The following is a 20,238-nucleotide window of genomic DNA, read 5'->3' on the forward strand; positions in this document are numbered from 1 at the left end:
GTACTCCTATGATGTGCGTTTGATTTTGAAACTATTGATATAGGCATCGGGCTGGGTTGGATCAAAAACCTTCCCCATCACAATAATTTTTTTTCTCTTTTGATATTCGTTTGGATGGAATACACCCAATTCTTTCATTTGCTTTTCAGCATCTGTCATTAGGAAAATCTGCTTGGCAATATCTTGATAATTCACGTTTGCTTTGAGATAACCCCAACGCTTCATTTGGGTTAAGATCCAAATCGCCATCGAATCCCATGGCATTGGATCGAACCCTGCACGATTCGGTTGGTAAATTACATTACCCAAACCATCTGCAAAACGGCCTGTTAATGTCTGCCGGACCACAATTTCAGGTTGATTGAGATAATTTGGTTTTGAAATCACCTTAGAGATGTTCATCAAATTTTCTGGCTGATTCGCCAAATTCGCTGACTTCAAGATTGTGCGATACAATGCGGCAAAGGTATTCGGGTTTTGCTGAATAAAGGCTTGAGATGTTCCAAATGCACAACATGGATGACCATCCCAAATGTCTTTAGATAAAATATGAATAAACCCCACTTCTTCATAAACAGCACGTTGATTAAATGGGTCAGGGCCCAAGAATCCATCAATGTTTCCAGCTCGTAAATTTGCAATCATTTCCGCGGGTGGCGTCACTCGAATCTGAATATCTCGGTCTGGATTTAAACCATGCTCAGCCAAGTAGTAACGCAACAGAAAGTTGTGCATGGACTGCTCATAGGGAATTGCAAAACGGAAACCTTTCCAGTTTTTTGGGTCACGGTTATTTTTGTGCTTTAATGCCAAAGTAATACTTTGACCATTGGTGTTCTGAACTGATGCCACTCGCATAGGCTGAGCACTTGAACCAATCCCCATACTAATAAAAATAGGCATCGGTGCCAGAAAGTGTGAGGCATCCAGTTCATTGTTCAGCATTCGGTCGCGCACCAAAGCCCACCCTGCGACCTTTTGAAGTTGCACATTTAGACCTTGCTCCTTATAAAGTCCCATTGGATGCGCCATGATTAAAGGTGTGGCACAGGTAATTGGAATAAATCCAACATCCAGCGTTTTTTTCTCCAAAGGTCGTTTTTCTAAAGCCATGGCTTGTAAGGATTGAATAGGAAGTATTGAACTGATCGCAGCTAAAGCCGTACCAGCACCAACCGTTTTTAGAAATTGTCTTCGTGTTACTTCTTTCGGAAAAATTGCTTTCATCAATGCAGCTTCAACAAAATCATGTGAGTTCTGCTCAATCGCTGATTCGGTTACTTGAAGCGCAAGCTGATGCTCTGCCTCCGATGAATGTTGACCACATTGACATCTACCCAATGTTGAGTCTGAGGCATAGGGGCGATAACGGTTATGATGTTCCATATGCGTACTCCCTATTTATGAGCCATTTTAAATTCGGCTGTGATCGTTGTTTGATGGCGTTGTTGCATATGCAACATCCCTGTGTGATCTTCAATACTTTCCCAAGGCAGATCAGTTTTTGGTGAACCTTGGATTTCAATAAAAACCGTTTTGGTTTTAAGTTTGATCAACGGTATGCTGTGTTGATAGCCTGTATGCTCTTTCTCTAAAATATGATGTGAAATGGCTTGAGCTTGTTTAGCAATCGGCTCAATGAAACGACAAGGCGAACCATTTAAACTGATACAATCACCTAGTGCATAAATATCAGGTTGGCTTGTCTGTAATGTCATAGGGTCAACCACATAGCCATTTTCAAAGGCTAAACCCACTTGTTTAGCCAATCTTGAATCGGTTCTCAGGCCCAGTGAAACAATAATTAAATCAACTGTTAATGTCTCACCATGATCTAAATACAAAACTTTTTTACTGCCCTTTTCCTCAATTCTTTTAACTTGGGTATTACCATAGAACTGGATACCAATTTTCTCCTGCTCTCCGACAAGTTTCTGACCAGCACATGTCGGCAATAAAGTGGATAATGGATATGCATTACGTTCAATCAAATGCACGCGATGTCCCGAACTGGCTAAATCCTCTGCAAGTTCACACCCAATCATTCCTGCCCCGACCAATGCAATACTCGCCTCAGAGTTAAGTCGGTTTGAAAGCGCCTTCCAGTGATTTAAGTTATTGATACGCCAGCAAGTCTTTGGGGAAAATGGCGCGGGAAGAAAAGACTGTGCGCCTTGAGCAAGAATCAATTTGTGATAAGAAAACATACCACGTGTGGTGCGAATCATTTTTGCTTGCACATTGATTCCTGTTACAAAGCAATGTGTTACCAATTGAACATTTAGTCGTTTAGCTTTATCAATCGCACTTTCTTTCACTAACTGATCGGGGGTGCGCTGGCGGGAAAATGCAACAGAAAGCTCAGGCTTATGATAAACATTAGCCTCACACGCACTGATAATTGTAATTGGTCTATTTAAATCCAGGCGACGTATATTTTCAGCAGCAGACCAACCGGCTAAGCCAGCACCCACAATAATAATTTGCTCTGCTGAATTTTTAATAAATGGACTGCTATCGGCTGAGATTGATGTGTAATCAAGTGCCACATAGGGTTCAAAATCCAGTTTGGTTACACCGCATAAAGGGCACTCCCAGTCATCAGGAATATCCTCAAAACGCGTACCAGCAACTAGACCACTATCTGGATCGCCTAGGGCCTCGTCATAAATCAGACCACATGCTCGACAGATATATTTTTTCCATTCGATTGCTGTTGTTTGAGTGTTTTTCATGCTGGTAACTCCTCTTTAAGCAGTCGTTGCATTTCCCAGCGCAAATGTTTAATAGCAGGGGTGACAATCGCAACAAAATGGGCTTCTCGAATGCGACGTTGTGGAGCGGCCGTTTTTAAATATCCTCTGGCACCTTGATGCAGTAATGCAGATTGTGTCGCCCGTAAGGCTAATGATGCTCCTTCAGCACGTGCGTCCAAAACATCTAAAAATGCTTCTGCTGGGGCTGTAAGTGGCTGTTTAGCCAAACTCATTACCCGTGACAAAAGACTATCGAGTTCGAGTTGTAATTGTTCCGCTGAATCCTCTAAATATTGATTCACATGACCTAAAGGCTGACGAACTTCTAAAATAGAATCGATACTTCCAGCAACCAAGCCACTTGCCATCCCCGCCTGAAGTAAAACGAAGGCTTGTTTCACTTTTTGAATGAAAGGTTTTGCTGGCACAGCTATTAATTGATCGGGTGACACAAAATAGCTATCTAGATTAATTCTCCAAGTGCTAGTACCTTCCATTCCCGAGAATTCAGGACACTGACTTAATTTGACCCGTTCATCCAGATCAAGGATGAACATAATTTCATATGGCTCTTGTTGGTCATTGAGAGGTTCTACCATAGCGATTGCGCCACAATACTGACCGTATTGAATATGACTCACCCAAGGTAAAGTGCCAGACACCTCATAACCATCACCCACTTTTTTTGCCTTAAAGACCATTTTTTCAATGCCCGCAAATGCTTTCATTGGATTGGAAAGTGCAGTTCCTCCAAAGCTATTTCCTTCAGAATGATCTTTTAAACGTGCAATCAACGCAGGATTATTTGACTCTTGCATATATAAGCCGCAGACCATATGGCACCACATTAAAAATGCAGTTGAGCCACAAGTTTTTCCAACTTCATGCATCGCTAAAAGCGCCAGATCATAACGACTACCGTACATGTTTAAATGTGCCGATAAAGCCCCTGTTTGAGCCAATGCTTGCATGACATCTAAAGGATAATAGCCCTCATCAATGCTTTGAACTTTAGGTAACAGTTTTTCTTGGATGACAGATTTAATTTTCGTTAAGAATTGATCGGCATGCGGATGTTGTTCGATGTGAATATTTAAACTGGTCATTTGGTTATTCCTTCTCTTATCAGATTTAAAGCAATGTGATCAATCATGGAGTAGATGATTCACTGCTCGTTTAAATCATTTAACGGCTCTATGCCATAAGGATTGCAACCATTGTGCCAAGCATTAAAATTATTTTTTATTATTAATTTTCAATAATTTAATTTCTTAAAAAATTTTATAGTTCTTTATTTTGTCAAACATTATTTACAATGTCTGACATTTTGTACAAACGAACAAACTCAATTGGATTGTTCGTTCATTTTACCCAGACGATAACTAAACTGCCGTGGTGTCATTCCTAACAATTGCGCAGCTCGCGTTTTATTTCCACCCGCGCGCTCCAAAGCAGTCATCAATTCATTAATCTCATGTGAATCTGCTTTTGCATAGGGACGAATTGAAAAATTATTTGGCATTTCAGCTGGATATGGCATATGAAATGCAGCCGATGCTATAGGTGCGAGATGATGTCGTCTGCTCGGAAGGTGAATATTCTCTGCCTTATTTTGAGTTAAGAAAAATTGAATATCTTCTGAACTTACAATCGACTTATCACTAAGTAAAACCAGACGTTCAATAAAATTAGAAAGTTCTCGAATATTCCCAGGCCAAGTATGCTGTTGTAACTGATCCAATGCACTTTGATTTAAATGCAGATTTTTCTGATTGTTCTGATTCGTTTTATTTAAAAAATACATTGCCAGTAAAGGAATATCACTACGGCGTTCAGCTAAAGAAGGCAGTTGAATTGGAATTACATTGAGTCGATAGAATAAATCCTGTCTAAAGTTACCTATATTAACTTCATGCGCCAAATCCCTGTTAGTAGCTGCTACGACTCGAACACTGATTTTAATTTCAGACTTTCCTCCCAGACGCGTTAAAGTGCCTTCTTGTAGAGTTCTCAGCAGTTTGGTTTGCATCGGCATCGGCATTTCCCCAATCTCATCAAGGAAAATTGTCCCACCATTGGCCTGTTCAAAAAAACCAGCTCGCATACCGACTGCGCCAGTAAATGCTCCCTTCTCATGACCAAATAATTCAGATTCAAATAAGTTCTCAGGAATTGCAGCACAGTTAACTTTGATGAACGGTTCTTCTCGGCGTGGACTTGCCAGATGTAGCGCACGTGCGAATAACTCTTTGCCAGTACCAGATTCCCCCAATAAGAGAACGCTCGCATTGGCTTGTGAAACCTGTTCGATCGTGGTGATAGCTTTGAGAACTTGGGGGGATTTTCCAACAATACCATAACGTGTACTGTCCGAATGGAACATTTTTTTTAACCAATCATTTTGTAATGCCAACGCACTGGTTTTGTCTTCAATATGCTGATACATATACAAAATCTGGCTAATCATAGTGGTCAAGATTTTTAAGATCGTTAAATCATCATTCATCATCCGCCTTCTCAACCGAATACGATGACAAGCCAAGACCCCCACAGTTTTAGAATCCACCTGAATAGGCAAAGCATAAAAAGAGACTATTTCCTGAGGCAGATTTTCACGCTTAACACTACGCGCTAAAAAATTATGATCCTCATCGATGTTTTGAACAATAATGGTTTGTCCCATCTCTAAAACACTACCTGTGATCCCCTCACCTAGCGCATAGCGACCACGTTCAACTTCTTGACGCGTTAAACCATAGGCATATTTAATGCTACCAAATTTTTTATTGTCTTCTAATAAGATAATACGACCACGATTTAGTCCCAATAATTCAGACATAAGATGAAGGATTTCTCTAAATACAATTTGGGTATTTAGTTGCTTACTGGCCAAAGATGTCACTTGTTGTAAAAGCAACATTTCCTGGGTACGCCAATAGGCTGTTTCCGTATTGAGCTGGGTCACTTCGTTAACGTTATTGCTCATGTTAAACGTATCCCTTCTAATTCCATATTAATATTTAGGGATTGCTTCAGCAAAACCTGTACCAACTGGAGATTCTTATCAACTAAAATTTTGAAAAAACAACAATTATGCTCATTTAATGAGCACTAAGAAGCATTATACAACTACAGACTAACTGGATTAAGAGATGATTTGAATTCTACTTTGATGGCAACTAAACTGAAATTCTAACTAACTCTAAAGTGTATGTTTAATTGATCTCTATACGTTTTGTATTTAAATATAACTGTGAAACTGCTAAACCAATTTCAAAGAGCAAATACATAGGAACCGCAAGCATAATCATGCTCAGTGCATCGGGGGGTGTAATAAACATTGCTACAAAAAAACAGCCCACAATAACCAAGCGACGTTGTTGCTTCCAGACATGGACTGATACGATTTGATTGATAGAAAGTAAAAAAATTAAAATCGGAATTTCAAAGATCATTCCAAAGATAAAAAATAAACTCAAACAAAATTGAAGATAGCTTTGAATATCCGTCATTGGTAATACACTATCAGGACTAATACTCATAAAAAAATGGAGTGCTGTCGGTAAAACAAAATAATATGCCCCGCTCGCCCCTAGATAAAATAAACCAATCGCACATAAAAATAACGGCAATACCAGTCTCCGTTCAATATGTTTAAGGCCCGGTTTAATAAAGTTCCACAGGCAATACACCAATATTGGCAAGCTGATTAATACACTGACAAATAAAATGAGTTGAAGCGGCGCAACAAATGTTCCTGTAACCGTGGTTGCAATCATCTGACTTTGATTAGGTAATTGTTCAATTAGGGGTTGGGAAATCCACTCATATATAGTTTTGTGAAAAGGTAATAATCCAAGCACCAACAACATTACAAAACCAAGCATTTGAATCAAACATTTTCTTAAAGCACGAATGTGTCCTGTTATTGGTAAAATTGCAGTATCAGGTTCAGCAAGTACATATGATTTTTTCATTTAAGCTACCTCCTGCAAGTGCTGCTTTGAAGCGTTATGCTGCAAATTTTGTTGTGTTTTCGCTGCCCAAATTTCCTGCTGCAATGCATGACTATGTAATTGATGGATTAAGCCAATAGTACATAATTGACTCGAACGGATCTGAAATAGCTGCTGAATGAACAGACTGTGATAAGGAGAAAATGCAATTGGGTCAAGGTAGATATATTGCTTTCGGGACAATTCTATAGGACTACAATATTTTTCGATTTGTGCTTCTAAATCATAAATATTGCTGTCAAAAACATACTTTGTCTTTTTATAAAAAGAACGCGCTTTTACCAAAACAAATGGTAGCTTTTCTGGACCCAGAATTAAAATTGCTAGAATGACAAACACAATGAATTCTGTGATGCTTACATTAAGCATAGCTATCCCTCCTTAAATCAGCACATCATGTTCTCCATTGCACTGACTACTTGTCCTGTGCAACTTGAGTTGTTTTGTGATTCTGCTTTAAGTCATCCTGAGAATTGCCGATCATGGCGGAATCATCATTGATACTGTGCCGAAAATCTTTCATTGCAGTACCTAAATCACGACCAAGAGTTTTAATACGTGAAGTACCAAACACCAAAATCAGTACAATCAGCAAGACCAAAATATGCCAAATGGATAATCCCATGAGATTTTCTCCCAAAAATTAACGTTGTGATAGAAAATATCTAAAGGCTCATGCATGAGCCTTTAGTCGTAACAGAATTAGTAACTCTTATATGGCAAGAATTTGCCTGAGAGGACGACATTGACACGGTCACCATTTGGATTGCTTTCACGCTGGATATCCATACTAAAATCAATCGCACTCATGATTCCGTCACCAAATTCTTCATGAATTAGTTCTTTAATGGTTGAACCGTAAACACTAACTACTTCATACCAACGGTAAATCAGTGGATCGGTTGGAACAGCTGTAGGTAATGACCCTTTGTAAGGGACAATTTGTAGCCATGCCACCGCTTCATCAGACAGATCAAATATTTCGCCCAATTTTTCAGCTTGTGCTTTATCAAAAGCCATTTGGCCTAGACAACCTGATGTCACCCACTCTTTTGATAAGCCAAGTTGCTCTGCAACGTCAGACCACTTTAAACCTTTCATGACTTTGGCTGAGATAATTTGTTCTGTGACCTGATTTCGATTTGTAATCATCATTTTTTCCTAAAATTTTATAAAAAGTGAAAATAAAGGCTTAGATAAATTCTATTTATTCACCCATTAAACTGATACTAAATGCGATAGGATTACGCATAGAATTGGCAACTGGTGAGTAGAAATTGGCATGTTTCACAATTTCATCCAATTCTTCACGTGTTGCATCCCCCTCAATTAACACTTTGACTCGAATCGCTTGGAAGCCCATTTCTTCAGGCGCTTTTAATGCACCACCTGCACCCCAAGCAGCAGGATTACCAATATCTGCTTCTAAGAAAATTTCTAGCTTGCTTAATGGGATACGTTTCCATGTCGCTACAGCTGTAATACCAACAGCTAAACACCCCCCCAAACCAGAAAGTACAATTTCACCTGGTGCTGGTGCGGTATCTTCACCAAATAAATGTAATGGCTCATCCACCACAACAGGTTGATGGTTTCCTACATAACTTAAGCTTCGATACATGCCTTGCATGATGGTATGTACCTTATTTCCGCCCATGCTCTGTGGGTTATTACGGCCTTTTTCAGCAAAGGCCATTAAGCCATCACGGTCAATCGGTTTAAGATGAGTTTTTACAGTTTTAGCTTGCTCGATTACATCTGACATAGGTTTCACCTTTTAGGTTGATCAATTGGTTATGTCATGTAGATAGCAAACTGTGTGCCAATAATTTTTATTTAACAAAAACAATAATATAAATATTTTTTAGTATTTTTTTCAAATTCTTAATTAGACATTGATTACAAAGTTCAACATTTTGTCCGAAGTGTCAAATGCTATATATTCGGTGGTGTTTCAAAAAGTATGCTGAAAAAAAGCAGGTTGAATTTTGATAAAATAGAGAAATGCAAATAACTCTAGAAATCAAATGTCCAACCTGCCTCAGTGACAGTATAAAGAAAAATGGCATCAAAGTAGATGGGAAACAAAACTATCAATGCAAAGACTGCAAACGTCAGTTTATTGGTGACCATGCTCTGAGCTATCTAGGATGTAATTCTGGCATTACTCGTAAAATATTACAGTTGATGGTCAGAGGCAGCGGTATACGAGATATCGCTGAAGTTGAGCGCATTAGTATCGGTAAAGTTTTACGGACTTTAACTGAATCGACCTATCAAATTCAGCCTAAACAAAGTCATTATGAATCTCTCGAAGTAGATGAATTCTGGACTTTTGTTGGAAATAAAAATAATAAACAATGGCTTATTTACGCCTACCATCGAGAAACAGGTGAGATTGTTGCTTATGTTTGGGGTAAGAGAGATTTAGCTACAGTCCAACGGTTGAAGACAAAGCTTAAACAATTAGGTATTCATTACACCCGAATTGCAAGTGATCATTGGGACAGTTTCATCACTGCTTTTAAAAACTGCAAGCAAAGTATTGGTAAGTTTTTTACCGTAGGTATTGAAGGTAATAATTGTAAAATAAGGCATAGAATTAGGCGCGGTTTTAGAAAGAGTTGTAATTTCTCCAAAAAGATTGAAAACCATTTTAAAGCCTTCGACTTAACCTTTTTTTACATCAATAATGGTTTCATTTAATGTCAGCATACTTTTTGAAACACCACCAAAGTTTGTGCTGTTTTCCCCAAGCCCATATCATCTGCCAGAATCCCGCCATGCTGGGTTTCCCTTAAAAACTGTAACCAGCCTAAGCCCTGCTGCTGGTATGGACGCAACTCCCCCTGAAAACCTTGTGGTGTCGGCAGTTGTTGCTGATAGCCTTGTTTGAATTTCTGTACAAATTGCTGCAGGCGATCACTGACCTGCCATGTCATCCCAAGATTATGCTGCAATTCTAATAATTGACTCGCATCATAGCGATCAATACTGCGCTCTTCTTGCTGTAAAATGCTCTGCAGATGCAACAATACCGGCTTAATATCCCTAGCGGATAGAGCCAAATCAGGTTGATCAACTGCAGTTTTCACGGTGAAAATTTGACTGTCATGCAGATGAATAAACGTCCGCGGATCAAGTAAATCAGGATTTACTCGCACCAAAGCTACGAGCGCATCAAGCAAATTATAAGAATTGCCTGCACTGTCTTGAACCGTCGCCCCGATATTGAACCAGTCCTGCTGACCTTCAGATTCAGTGATAGAAATATTTAAATTTTCAACATATTGCAGATTAAAGGGGCTGTTTTTCAGATGCTCTATCTGCCAGCCCATCAACTCAATTTGATTGATGGGCATCAGCTGTTTAATCCAATCTCCATAGAAAGCAAAAACCATAGAATCAAGACGTTGTTTATCCAGTTTTAATTGATGGTCATAACTAAGATCTTTCACCCACTTCAGTGATTCGACCAATAGCTGTAAACGTTGGATTGACTGTTGTTCCTGAACTAAGTCCCGAAGCTGTCGTACCATTTTGTCATGCTGCTCACCAATAAAACTGTCGCCTGATGTACCTGCTTTTATTCTTCCGCCTGCATAGGAGAATTCAATTTCAGCACAAACAGACTCTTCCCATTTCCAATCAAATTTATCTAAAAAACCGAAGCGTAAAATTGGCTGGGGACTACCCTCAAGGACATCAATATGCTGAATAGACTCGGGCTGAGGCAGATTTTTCACGTCTGAATATTGATGAGTCAGTTTCTCAAACTCTGGCAAGAGCATAGATGGAAGATCAGGCATCTGTAAAAAATGGTACAGAAGATTTGCCGTATATTCACCATATAACTGGCCCACCGTGTTCTGTTGAATATCCACATAACACGGTGGCTGGCTCGCGAGAATCTGAATATGAGGATTTGATTTTAAATCGAGTCGAATATCACCATTGACCAATTCAATGTTTAAATGCTCTGTCTGTTTGTTTAAACCTTGTTGCCAGATCAGTTCGATGTGATAGCCTTGTTCTGACCATTGAAGTGCAGTATGGCTCTTTTTTTTCCAGTACACATCGCCACTTTGAATAAAAGATTTGAAATGCTCCAATAAAATGCTTGAGATATCAAGATTGCTTTGATAAAAGCGTTCGTCGCTGTTTATTTTGGCGTAATAATAAATCTGGTTAAATAATTGTCGTTTTTGTTCAGGTAAAGTCAGATGCTTTCTGGTGATATTTTCATATTGGGTATAATAACTTTCCCCTGCAATTGAGCCGTTCTTATTGCGTCTGGCCTTCTGAACATCAACTGTCAATTTCTTTAAGCTGATCGACTGATCTAGCAGGTAAATTAAATAATTGTTTGTTTTGACAGATTGCTCTGGTTCAGTCTGTTGTAAATACCGTTTAAAATCATTCAACCAGCGCTGCGCCTGATCATCCCCCCATCGGCGTTTTGCGATTCCCTGCGGAGATTGAGATTCAGCATAACGCTGTTGAAATTCCTGACGATATTCTTGAAAGAATAACCGCGCTAAAGCAGCAGCATGTTTACAGTTATATCCAACTGGACAAGTGCAGTCATCATCGATTAAACGGTCTTTTTTAAGATTATAGGTAATCGCGGTATCGTAATAATCTGTCCCTTCAATTTGAGCATACATCGTGACATCATCATTTTCCTCAAAGAACTCAATTGTTTCCCTATCAATGTGTTTAGCATAGCTCAGACTGCGCTGAAGAGTTGCAGTACTAAAGCGAGATAGAAAATTGATCAATAAGGACATAATTACCAGACACCAAAATGTTTATACAATTATAACGGACAAAGCTGTCATTTCAGAACAGTAGGGCTCGCCAACGTATCAGAAGAAAATAAATCCATGCTCAAAAAAACTTAATGTTTACTACAATGGATGGGGTGAATATTGGCTCGATTTGTAAGGTTGCAATCCTATTCAGCAATATCGCTCATGATCTATTACCTGGACAAATTCAAGTGAGACTCTCCAACTGATCCAAAATAGGATTGAGCATAATATTCATTTATTGCACTGAATAACTTTCACAAAGCTTCTATGAAGGGCTTTATTTTAACCGTTGTTTTATCACGGCATAAGCTACACCAGTCACCACACTTCCAATCGCAATCGCTAATAAATATGGCTCTAGACTAGCAGATTTGCACTTAGTTTTACCTAATGAGGTCCCACAACTCTGTTGCTAGCTCATTAGGCTCCCTCATCCAACGCCATTCTGTTTCTTTAAGATGATAATCTGTTAGCGGCAGTGTAAAAATGACCCCCTAATGGCATTTAAAAACTGACCCCCTTGGTTAATATAGCGGTCATTTTGGACTGCTCAACATGTTAACTTTGGAGCAAGCAGTGACAATCCAAATTCTTCATCAACAGGGTAAATCTATTAAAGCTATTACTCGTGAACTGGGGGTGTCCCGAAATACCGTGCGTAAATATTTACGGCAGAAGGAAACACCTCAGTATCGGCGTACACAACCTAGAACAAGTATTCTTGATCCATATAAACCCTATTTACTCCATCGTGTAAATGCAGCACATCCTGAATGGATTCCTGCCGTTGTGCTCTACCAGGAAATTTTAGGGTTGGGATATCCAGGAAAGATCAGGATCTTGAGGGAATATCTTGCAACATTAAAACCAGTTGCCAAACTGGAGCCAGTCATTCGTTTTGAAACCCAACCTGGCCAACAAATGCAGGTGGATTTCACCACAATTCGACGCAACAACACGACTTTGAAAGCCTTTGTCGCAACATTAGGGTATTCCAGAGCGACTTTCGTGAAATTTTATGATCATGAACGTACGGATGCATGGATCGATGGTCTGGAAAATGCATTTCAGTTCTTTGCAGGAGTACCTCAGGAAATCCTGTTTGATAACGCTAAAACGATCATGATTGAACGGGATGCCTATCAGGAGGGGCAGCATAAATGGAATCCCAAACTGCTCGACTGCGCCAAGAAATACAGCTTTCGTCCCCGCGTATGTAAGCCCTACCGTGCACAGACCAAAGGCAAAGTTGAACGCTTTAATGGATACCTCAAATCAAGCTTTATTGTGCCATTGAAAGCAAGCCTGAAGACTTCGGGTTTACTGTTAGATGTTGATGTCGCCAATGCCCACATTGGCCGGTGGCTGCATGAAACCGCCAATCAGCGGATTCATGCCACTACGCAAGAAAAACCGGCTGTTCGACTGCAACAAGAGCAGCAAAAATTTACGCCATTACCGCAATCAGATACAGGTTCTGGCACTGTACCTGTTGCAGCAGCAGAGCATGTCATGCCCTACGAGAGTTTGCAGCATCCCTTATCGGTATATGACCAGTTGCTGGGAGTTTCCTGATGAATCTGCAATACGACCGTATAGAGCAACTTTGCCAAAAGCTTAATCTGCCTGCCATCGCATCACAATGGTCACATCATGCACAACAAACATTAGGTCAGGATAGAAGTTATGCCGACTTTGTTGAAGCGATCTTGACGCATGAATATGCTGCCAGGCAACAGCGTAGCCAGCAGGTACTGATGAAACTCTCAGGCCTGCCTCAAGTCAAAACCCTGGAAGACTATGATTTTAATTATGCCCTAGGGGCCCCTAAATCACAGGTGATTGAACTGTTCAATCTGAGCTTTATTGCTAGAGCAGAAAATGTGGTGTTTCTCGGGGCTAGCGGAGTAGGAAAAACGCATTTATCTATGGCATTAGGCTATAAGGCCATCATGAACAACATTAAGATCAAGTTCATTACCGCAGCGGATTTAATGCTGCAACTGAGTACAGCCTATCAGCAAGGTAAATTGAAAACCTATATGCAACGTGCGGTACTGGGACCAAAGTTACTGATTATCGATGAAATTGGTTATTTACCGTTTGGACGTGAAGAAGCGAATCTGTTCTTTAACGTGATTGCCAAGCGTTATGAAAAAGGCAGTACGATATTGACGAGTAACTTACCCTTTAGCCAATGGTCTAAGTCATTTGCGGATGATGTTACGTTGACCGCTGCGATGTTAGATCGGCTATTACATCACTGTCATGTGGTACAGATATCGGGTGAGAGTTATCGTTTGAAGGATAAAAAGAGAGTAGGAATTCAACCACAAATTGAGTCTTAATAAATCATCAAAGGGGTCAATTTTACTTTGCTGTTTTTAAGGTAAAAGGGGTCAGTTTTAAATTGCCGTTGACAGTGAAGGGATTCATCTGCTGTATCTCGAAATAAATAAGATATTTAGCTTATCATGTCAGCCTATTTGCAACAGTGCCCTTTCAGGATAGTCGTTCAGGCCAGCATGCTGCAGAGTTCCTGAATGGCTGGCAGGGCAATCTAGTCTGTGATGATTACAGTGGTTATAAAGCACGCTTTAAATCAGGTCAGGTCATTGAGGTGGGCTGCATGGCCCATGCACGTCGTAAATTCCATGAACTGCATGTGACCGGGAAAAGTCAGGTCGCTGAACAGGCATTGGTGCTGATTCAGAAACTGTATGCGATAGAAGCAGAACTCAGGAAAAAGACCGATGGTACGGCAGAACAGCGCCGCGAATACCGACAACAGCATAGTCAACCGGTGATGCAACAACTGTATGAATGGCTTAACCAACATCAACTGACTGTGCCATCGAGTTCTCCAACCGCCAAGGCCATCAATTACACTCTGAAGCGTTGGCCAGCTTTAAGCCGCTATCTGGATGATGGCAATCTACCTATAGATAATAATTGGGTGGAAAACCAGATGCGACCTTGGGCGTTGGGACGTAAGAATTGGCTATTTGCAGGTTCGCTGCGCAGCGGTCAGCGAGCAGCCAATATCATGACATTAATCCAGTCAGCAAAGCTGAATGGCTTGGATCCGTATGCCTATTTAAGTGATGTGCTGAAAAGGCTGCCGACGCATAAAGCGACCCAAATAGAAGAATTACTGCCACATCGCTGGAAATCCAACTCAAATTAAAAAATAGGCATGGGGTTCAGCGGACGCTTACACTCAAACTTATCTGGTTTTAACTAAACTCATATTTTTGAGCTGTGCGACAGGTATTTTTTTATTGATTGGGTATTATCGGCTTGTGGTTCGTGCGCGGTAATGAGATATCTAAAATTAAAAAAAGGATTTTGTATCACTACAAAATCCATAAAATTTAAGACTTTATCTTTCTCTTAACGCTTCTCTGGCTTTATTGAATGGCTTAATCAAATAGTCCAGCACTGTTTTCTGTCCAGTGCGAATATCAACTGTCGCCACCATTCCAGGCGTAATCGCAAAAGTCTTACCCTGTTTATTTCGCAGCTTATCTGAATCAGTGCGAATATAAACCCGATAGTAAAATTGATCCTGTTTAACTTCATCTCGAATCGTATCAGGAGATATCACGGTCACTTTGCCATGTAATCCGCCATATATCGCATAATCGTACGCTGTAATTTTGACTAAAGCTTGTTGGTTTGGACGAATAAAGGCAATATCTCTTGGCGAAATTCTAGCTTCGATCAGAAGCTGTTCATCTAACGGCACAATCGTCATAATCTTGCCATTAGGAGGAATTACGCCACCTAAAGTCATTACATCGATTTCTTTTACCACACCGCGAACAGGCGCTCTAAAGACTGTACGATTTAATGTATCTGATTTTCCTTTCACAATCTGCCGTTGTGTTTCTACGTCGGTATTGGCTTTGGATAATTCTTCCCTTGCTTTTACATAATACTGACTACGTGTATCATTAATTTGCTTTTGTAAATCAGAAGCTTGACGTTTTAACCTTAAAACCTCTACCTCACTTGCAGCTCCTTTAGCAACTAACGGCTCAGTCATTCTTAGCTCTTGCTGTACCAATGTTAAAGAAGTCGTTAGATCTGATATTGACTCTTCTAAATTTATCCGTCGTGTATTATACAACTGTGTTTCTTCACGAACCAATTGCGAATCTTTTTGAACTATCTCGGGAAATTGTAATGCAGTTCCATTTACTTCTGCCCGTAAACGTGCCGAAGTGGCCAATGAAGAAACGAGCAAAGACTGCGATTCACCTACATTAGATGCAAAGCGAGTCGGATCAAATTGTGCCAATATGGTGCCTTTTTCTACAATATCACCTTCTTTAACATCGAGTTTGGTCAAAATACCACCCTCTAATGACTGAATAATTTGCTCTTTAGAAGATGGAATAACTTTACCCGTACCTGTAGAAACTTCTTCCAATTTAAATAAAGCAGCCCATATAAAGAACACCAAAAGTCCTAAGCCAATAATCCAGATGACCATACTCGATTTAGGTAAAGGTGGTTCATGAAATGAAGCTTTAGCAGGACGTTTTGTTTGTTGTGGTTGTTCATTCATTATTGTGCCCCACTGGATGGATGAGTTTGATTATTTGATTGACTCAAAATCTGATCGCGTGGACCATCCATCACAATTTTCCCCTCATTCATGACAATAATTCGATCAACTAATGCCAAAACAGCTCGCCGATGAGTTGCAACAATTAAAGTCCGATGCCCCATCCAATTCATTAGATGATCAATAAATTGTTTTTCTGCTACATCATCAATCGACGCTGTTGGCTCATCTAACAATACAATATTAGGTTGGCGAATAAGCAAGCGTGACAGCAACAAAGCCTGCCGTTGTCCACCAGAGAAACCTAAGCCACCCTCAAGTACAAGATGATCAAGACCTTCTTTTTTATCTTGTACAAATGACCAAGCTCCTGTCATTTTGAGCGCCTGAATCAAGTCATCATCTGAGGCTAAAGGTGCGCCTAAAGTTAGGTTTTCCCTGATTGTGCCATAAAACAAATGCGCACTCTGATTAAGTAACCCTGTATCACGACGAATATCAGCAGGATCAATCAGTGATAAATCAAGACCATCAAGATAAATATTACCTTGCTGCGGCATTTGCATGCCTGATAATAATTGCAATAATGTGGATTTCCCCGCGCCATTTCGGCCTAAAATTGCAATTTTCTCTCCCGCCCGAATTGCTAGTTGAGCAATCGCTAGATTGGGTTTTGCATCATCTTGATTATATTTAAATAAAGTGCCATTCAATTGATAATCACCCAACAATACTGAGCGATGGATCAAATGCGCCCGATCAGGTTGGTCAACTGGCTTTTTCATTAACTCATCAAGACTACTTTTTGCGACTTTGGCTTGCTGTAAACGTCCCAAAACACCCGTAATTTGTGCAATTGGTGCCAACATTCGTGAAGATAAAATTGAGCATGCAACCAATGCACCTGTGGTCATTTCTCCACTAATCACGGCAAAACAGCCAACAAGTACCACAAGAGCATAAGTCAGACCTTGGACTTTTTGCGTCCATGCAGTCATCACGCCCACTATTTTACGCTGCTTCATACTAATATCGGCAGACATTTCATTCATATGATTCCATTGATTCTGGAATCTGGATTCAGCGCGTAACAGCTTAATGTCCTCTATGCCTTGCACTGATTCCACCAATATTGCATTACGAATCGAAGACTCACGCATTCCCTCTCTGGCAAGTTTAGCCAGTGGTCTTTGTGCCAATATGGCTGGAATAATCATAAGCGGTACAACAAGTACCATGACCCAGAAAAGATTGCCGCCAATGATCCAGAATATAACCAAAAATAAAAAGAAAAATGGCAAGTCGGCAATGGCGCTAATCGTCGTTGAGGTGACTAGCTCCCGCACCCCTTCCAACTCCCGAATTTGGGAAATAAAAGTACCTGTTGATTTGGAACGCTCACTATTTTTAATTCTGAGCGTATGACCAAAAACCCGATCTGAAATACGCAAGTCTGCTCGTTTACCAATAATATCTGATAAATAGATACGCGCTACACGTAAAACAAATTCAAAAATTGCCGCAATCAATACACCACCTGCCAACACCCATAACGTAGGAATTGACTGAGAAGGCACGACTCGATCATAGACTTGCATTGAAAATATAATGGTTGCCAGTGCCAGAATATTTGCAATTAATGATGCAAACATAATATCGATATATCGTTTCCAGTCACGTAACACGATCGACCAGAACCAACTACTCTCATAAGGTTTGATATATTCATCAATACGCGCATCTGCAACTGATTTTTCAGGTCGCAGGATATAAACACTTTCAATTTCATGTTGAAGGTCAGAAGCAACAAAACTTTGCGCAAGCCCCTGATCACCACTCATCTGGATACTGACATTATGATCGACATCTGCCTGATCAACCACACCAACTTGACCATCCTTGAATACCACGATGACTGGTAAACGCCATGGATTAAGCATCTCTTTTGAAAATTTACTTTTACGTACACTTAAGCCAATCTGACGTGCAATCGTTTTCACGACCTCATCTGCTGCACTAGCCCCTGCCCAATCCATCTGCAAACGGATACGTTCTTCAGAGGTTTCGATACGATAATGTTTGGCAATCAATAAAATTGCCTGAAGATATGGCTGGTAATTCATCGTACTCATGGCTGAACCTCAACCCCCTGAATGGATAGACGATTAAGATGATAAACATCTCGTGATTGACCTGTAGTCGAGATAAGTTGGACTAGATTTGCATAAATATCATAACGATTATTTTCAATTTCCATATTTGCACTATGAATGGCTTGTTCAGCATTAAGTAAGTCCACTACTGTCCGCGTACCAAGCTTATATTGCTCCTGATATAATTCTTTTGTTCTGGTGGTGGTTGATTGTCTGGCAACCAAAACCTGCATCTGCCGTTGTTTATTTGTGACTTGTTCCTCAGTCATGCGAATCTGTTCCAGAATATCCATATAACTATTTTGTACTTTGGCTTTGGCAGCTTCTTCTGCATAACTTGCAGCGCGACTTTGCGCCCCCACTGATCCACCCTGAAAGAAGTTACTGCTTGCTTCAAATTTAATTGAACTATCAAATCCGTCATCCTTGTTATTGTTTGGATTGACACCATTCAGTGCCTGACTTAGCGTTCCAACTAAATTTAAAGTAGGGTAACGACTGAGATCTGTCTGAGTTTTCTGTGCTTTTGCGACATTTACTTCTGCTTGAGCAGACATAATCGTAGGAATCGTATTGATTTTAGGTGCTTCAAAAATCTTTGATTCAGTGACTACATTTTCAGGTATTTTCCAGTTGATCCGACTGATATCAAAGCCCAGTAAAGTCCGTAATTTTTGTTGATACAGTCTTAATTGTGTTTGTTGAGCAATTAAATTTGATTGGGAAGCTTCAAGATACGACTTCGCCTGCACGGGATCTGCCTGACTGCTAATGCCAGCATTTGCACGCAAATTGGCAATCTCAGCAATACGTGCAATCCCATCTACTTGCTGCTGTGCAATGCGACAGACTTCCTCATAGCGTTTTAGATTCACGATTGCACTTGCAACCTCAAGTGCAACCTCATCAATCTTGACCAGCACTTGCGCCTGCTGCAATGCTAATCTGGCTTTTTGAATATCCACACTGGATTTGACCTTACCAAAATCATAGACCATCTGTGTCGCATTAAGACTTAATAACTGCCGACCGCGTTCGCCAGAAGTCATATCTCCAGTCGAAATACCACCCGATAATTGAGGATAATATGCAGCTTTAGCCACATCAATATTGGCATTTTGAGAAGCAAGACTCGCAATATTTTGACTAATTTCAGGATGTCGCTGAACCGCAATTTTCACTGCCTCAGAAATATCAAGCGTTCTTGAAGTGGGGCTTACCAAGCTCAATCCCGCAGTATTGACCGTATTGGAATGTGTTGAACCGATAACAGGAAGTTCATCAAACTTTGAGGTATCGACATCAAAATTTGAGAGCTGTTTAAGATCTACTTTATTAAAATGATCATCCGATTTTGGGGTAAATACACCTTGTAAATTATCTTTTAACGAAGTTGCAATTTCCTGACCAGACGCTGCATAAAGTAAAGGCATATAAAGGCTAAGAAGTGAACATAAACTCGTCTTTATTAATACATCCCGTTTATTCATGATATTGTTTCACGACTATAATAATGATGATGAGGAAAATCAAAACTCAAGCATTGTACTGGAATTTTGTGTAAGCGTCCGCTGAATCCCATACCTATTTTTTAATTTGAGTTGGATTTCCAACGATGTGGCAGTAACTCTTTAATCTGGGTCACTTTATGTGTCGGCAGCCTTTTCAGCACATCACTTAAATAGGCATACGGATCCAGCCCATTCAGCTTTGCTGACTGGATTAACGTCATGATGTTTGCCGCTCGCTGACCACTGCGCAGCGAGCCAGCAAACAGCCAGTTCTTGCGCCCCAACGCCCAGGGACGCATCTGATTCTCGACCCAATTATTGCAAATAGGTAGATTGCCATCATCCAGATAGCGGCTTAAAGCTGGCCAACGCTTCAGCGTGTAATTGATGGCCTTGTAGGAGGTGTTGCTGAATA

At 40.3% G+C, this 20,238-nt stretch carries 15 protein-coding genes and 5 pseudogenes; 5 read left to right on the forward strand and 15 right to left on the reverse strand.

Annotated features, from left to right (window positions below; genetic code table 11):
• Positions 1 to 6: 6 nt before the first annotated feature.
• The 9 genes from I6L31_RS09850 to I6L31_RS09890 all read right to left on the reverse strand — a co-directional run bounded on the left by I6L31_RS09850 (position 7) and on the right by I6L31_RS09890 (position 8,537).
• Complete coding sequence (locus tag I6L31_RS09850) at positions 7 to 1,386, reverse strand: ABC transporter substrate-binding protein (protein WP_004762978.1); 1,380 nt, start codon at positions 1,384 to 1,386, stop codon at positions 7 to 9.
• Positions 1,387 to 1,397: 11 nt separating this feature from the next.
• Positions 1,398 to 2,735 (reverse strand): FAD-dependent oxidoreductase, encoded by a 1,338-nt coding sequence (locus I6L31_RS09855; protein ID WP_004762979.1) that lies wholly within the window; start codon positions 2,733 to 2,735, stop codon positions 1,398 to 1,400.
• Complete coding sequence (locus I6L31_RS09860) at positions 2,732 to 3,862, reverse strand: acyl-CoA dehydrogenase family protein (RefSeq protein WP_004762981.1); 1,131 nt, start codon at positions 3,860 to 3,862, stop codon at positions 2,732 to 2,734. The genes I6L31_RS09855 and I6L31_RS09860 overlap by 4 nt, the downstream gene beginning before the upstream one ends.
• A gap of 239 nt (positions 3,863 to 4,101) precedes the next feature.
• On the reverse strand, positions 4,102 to 5,742 hold the full coding sequence (locus I6L31_RS09865; protein ID WP_004762984.1) for a sigma-54-dependent Fis family transcriptional regulator: 1,641 nt from the start codon (positions 5,740 to 5,742) through the stop codon (positions 4,102 to 4,104).
• A gap of 229 nt (positions 5,743 to 5,971) precedes the next feature.
• Entirely contained in the window at positions 5,972 to 6,733 is a 762-nt protein-coding gene (gene tatC, locus I6L31_RS09870; RefSeq protein WP_004762866.1) for a twin-arginine translocase subunit TatC, read from the reverse strand.
• Positions 6,734 to 7,141: a Sec-independent protein translocase subunit TatA/TatB gene (locus tag I6L31_RS09875; RefSeq protein ID WP_005001549.1), complete on the reverse strand. Its 408-nt coding sequence runs from the start codon at positions 7,139 to 7,141 to the stop codon at positions 6,734 to 6,736. It abuts the gene before it with no gap.
• Between the two features lie 46 nt (positions 7,142 to 7,187).
• On the reverse strand, positions 7,188 to 7,397 hold the full coding sequence (gene tatA, locus I6L31_RS09880) for a twin-arginine translocase TatA/TatE family subunit (RefSeq protein ID WP_004762869.1): 210 nt from the start codon (positions 7,395 to 7,397) through the stop codon (positions 7,188 to 7,190).
• A gap of 77 nt (positions 7,398 to 7,474) precedes the next feature.
• Entirely contained in the window at positions 7,475 to 7,924 is a 450-nt protein-coding gene (cynS, locus tag I6L31_RS09885) for a cyanase (protein ID WP_004762871.1), read from the reverse strand.
• Between the two features lie 55 nt (positions 7,925 to 7,979).
• A complete protein-coding gene (locus tag I6L31_RS09890; RefSeq protein ID WP_004762872.1) occupies positions 7,980 to 8,537 on the reverse strand; it encodes an OsmC family protein in 558 nt (185 codons plus the stop codon).
• Between the two features lie 239 nt (positions 8,538 to 8,776).
• Here I6L31_RS09890 and I6L31_RS09895 point away from each other — a divergent pair, with 239 nt between their 5' ends.
• On the forward strand, positions 8,777 to 9,478 hold the full coding sequence (locus I6L31_RS09895) for an IS1-like element ISPa14 family transposase (RefSeq protein WP_219349264.1): 702 nt from the start codon (positions 8,777 to 8,779) through the stop codon (positions 9,476 to 9,478).
• A 26-nt stretch (positions 9,479 to 9,504) separates the two neighbouring features.
• Here I6L31_RS09895 and I6L31_RS09900 read toward each other — a convergent pair.
• A pseudogene (locus I6L31_RS09900) lies at positions 9,505 to 11,562 on the reverse strand (SNF2-related protein); the annotation flags it as partial.
• 140 nt (positions 11,563 to 11,702) lie between these two features.
• Here I6L31_RS09900 and I6L31_RS18570 point away from each other — a divergent pair.
• Positions 11,703 to 11,833: pseudogene (locus tag I6L31_RS18570) on the forward strand (serine/threonine-protein kinase HipA); the annotation flags it as partial.
• 136 nt (positions 11,834 to 11,969) lie between these two features.
• Here the strand turns inward: I6L31_RS18570 and I6L31_RS09905 are convergent.
• Positions 11,970 to 12,053 (reverse strand): annotated as a pseudogene (locus I6L31_RS09905) (IS1595 family transposase); the annotation flags it as partial.
• An 88-nt stretch (positions 12,054 to 12,141) separates the two neighbouring features.
• On the opposite strand from I6L31_RS09905, the gene istA reads away from it, so the two are divergent.
• The 3 genes and pseudogenes from istA to tnpC form a co-directional block, all read left to right on the forward strand.
• Complete coding sequence (gene istA, locus I6L31_RS09910; RefSeq protein ID WP_005001546.1) at positions 12,142 to 13,161, forward strand: IS21 family transposase; 1,020 nt, start codon at positions 12,142 to 12,144, stop codon at positions 13,159 to 13,161.
• Entirely contained in the window at positions 13,161 to 13,934 is a 774-nt protein-coding gene (gene istB, locus I6L31_RS09915) for an IS21-like element ISAba8 family helper ATPase IstB (protein WP_005001544.1), read from the forward strand. Before istA ends, istB begins: the two co-directional genes overlap by 1 nt.
• A gap of 152 nt (positions 13,935 to 14,086) precedes the next feature.
• Positions 14,087 to 14,773: pseudogene (tnpC, locus tag I6L31_RS09920) on the forward strand (IS66 family transposase); the annotation flags it as partial.
• A 195-nt stretch (positions 14,774 to 14,968) separates the two neighbouring features.
• Here the strand turns inward: tnpC and I6L31_RS09925 are convergent.
• The 4 genes and pseudogenes from I6L31_RS09925 to I6L31_RS09940 all read right to left on the reverse strand — a co-directional run.
• Complete coding sequence (locus I6L31_RS09925) at positions 14,969 to 16,159, reverse strand: HlyD family efflux transporter periplasmic adaptor subunit (protein WP_005001541.1); 1,191 nt, start codon at positions 16,157 to 16,159, stop codon at positions 14,969 to 14,971.
• A complete protein-coding gene (locus tag I6L31_RS09930) occupies positions 16,159 to 18,291 on the reverse strand; it encodes a type I secretion system permease/ATPase (RefSeq protein WP_000106054.1) in 2,133 nt (710 codons plus the stop codon). The genes I6L31_RS09925 and I6L31_RS09930 overlap by 1 nt, the downstream gene beginning before the upstream one ends.
• On the reverse strand, positions 18,288 to 19,802 hold the full coding sequence (locus I6L31_RS09935; protein WP_004835512.1) for a TolC family protein: 1,515 nt from the start codon (positions 19,800 to 19,802) through the stop codon (positions 18,288 to 18,290). Before I6L31_RS09935 ends, I6L31_RS09930 begins: the two co-directional genes overlap by 4 nt.
• A 101-nt stretch (positions 19,803 to 19,903) precedes the next feature.
• Positions 19,904 to 20,218, reverse strand: a pseudogene (locus tag I6L31_RS09940) (IS66 family transposase); the annotation flags it as partial.
• Positions 20,219 to 20,238 lie beyond the last annotated feature (20 nt).

Source organism: Acinetobacter septicus, assembly GCF_019355975.1.
Classification (GTDB): domain Bacteria; phylum Pseudomonadota; class Gammaproteobacteria; order Pseudomonadales; family Moraxellaceae; genus Acinetobacter; species Acinetobacter ursingii.

Excerpts from the sequence above, each read along its gene's own strand:
- I6L31_RS09850 (WP_004762978.1), bottom strand. The coding sequence starts at position 1,386 with ATGGAACATCATAACCGTTATCGCCCCTATGCCTCAGACTCAACATTG.
- I6L31_RS09855 (WP_004762979.1), bottom strand. The coding sequence starts at position 2,735 with ATGAAAAACACTCAAACAACAGCAATCGAATGGAAAAAATATATCTGT.
- I6L31_RS09860 (WP_004762981.1), bottom strand. The coding sequence starts at position 3,862 with ATGACCAGTTTAAATATTCACATCGAACAACATCCGCATGCCGATCAA.
- I6L31_RS09865 (WP_004762984.1), bottom strand. The coding sequence starts at position 5,742 with ATGAGCAATAACGTTAACGAAGTGACCCAGCTCAATACGGAAACAGCC.
- tatC (WP_004762866.1), bottom strand. The coding sequence starts at position 6,733 with ATGAAAAAATCATATGTACTTGCTGAACCTGATACTGCAATTTTACCA.
- I6L31_RS09875 (WP_005001549.1), bottom strand. The coding sequence starts at position 7,141 with ATGCTTAATGTAAGCATCACAGAATTCATTGTGTTTGTCATTCTAGCA.
- tatA (WP_004762869.1), bottom strand. The coding sequence starts at position 7,397 with ATGGGATTATCCATTTGGCATATTTTGGTCTTGCTGATTGTACTGATT.
- cynS (WP_004762871.1), bottom strand. The coding sequence starts at position 7,924 with ATGATTACAAATCGAAATCAGGTCACAGAACAAATTATCTCAGCCAAA.
- I6L31_RS09890 (WP_004762872.1), bottom strand. The coding sequence starts at position 8,537 with ATGTCAGATGTAATCGAGCAAGCTAAAACTGTAAAAACTCATCTTAAA.
- I6L31_RS09895 (WP_219349264.1), top strand. The coding sequence starts at position 8,777 with ATGCAAATAACTCTAGAAATCAAATGTCCAACCTGCCTCAGTGACAGT.
- istA (WP_005001546.1), top strand. The coding sequence starts at position 12,142 with ATGTTAACTTTGGAGCAAGCAGTGACAATCCAAATTCTTCATCAACAG.
- istB (WP_005001544.1), top strand. The coding sequence starts at position 13,161 with ATGAATCTGCAATACGACCGTATAGAGCAACTTTGCCAAAAGCTTAAT.
- I6L31_RS09925 (WP_005001541.1), bottom strand. The coding sequence starts at position 16,159 with ATGAATGAACAACCACAACAAACAAAACGTCCTGCTAAAGCTTCATTT.
- I6L31_RS09930 (WP_000106054.1), bottom strand. The coding sequence starts at position 18,291 with ATGAGTACGATGAATTACCAGCCATATCTTCAGGCAATTTTATTGATT.
- I6L31_RS09935 (WP_004835512.1), bottom strand. The coding sequence starts at position 19,802 with ATGAATAAACGGGATGTATTAATAAAGACGAGTTTATGTTCACTTCTT.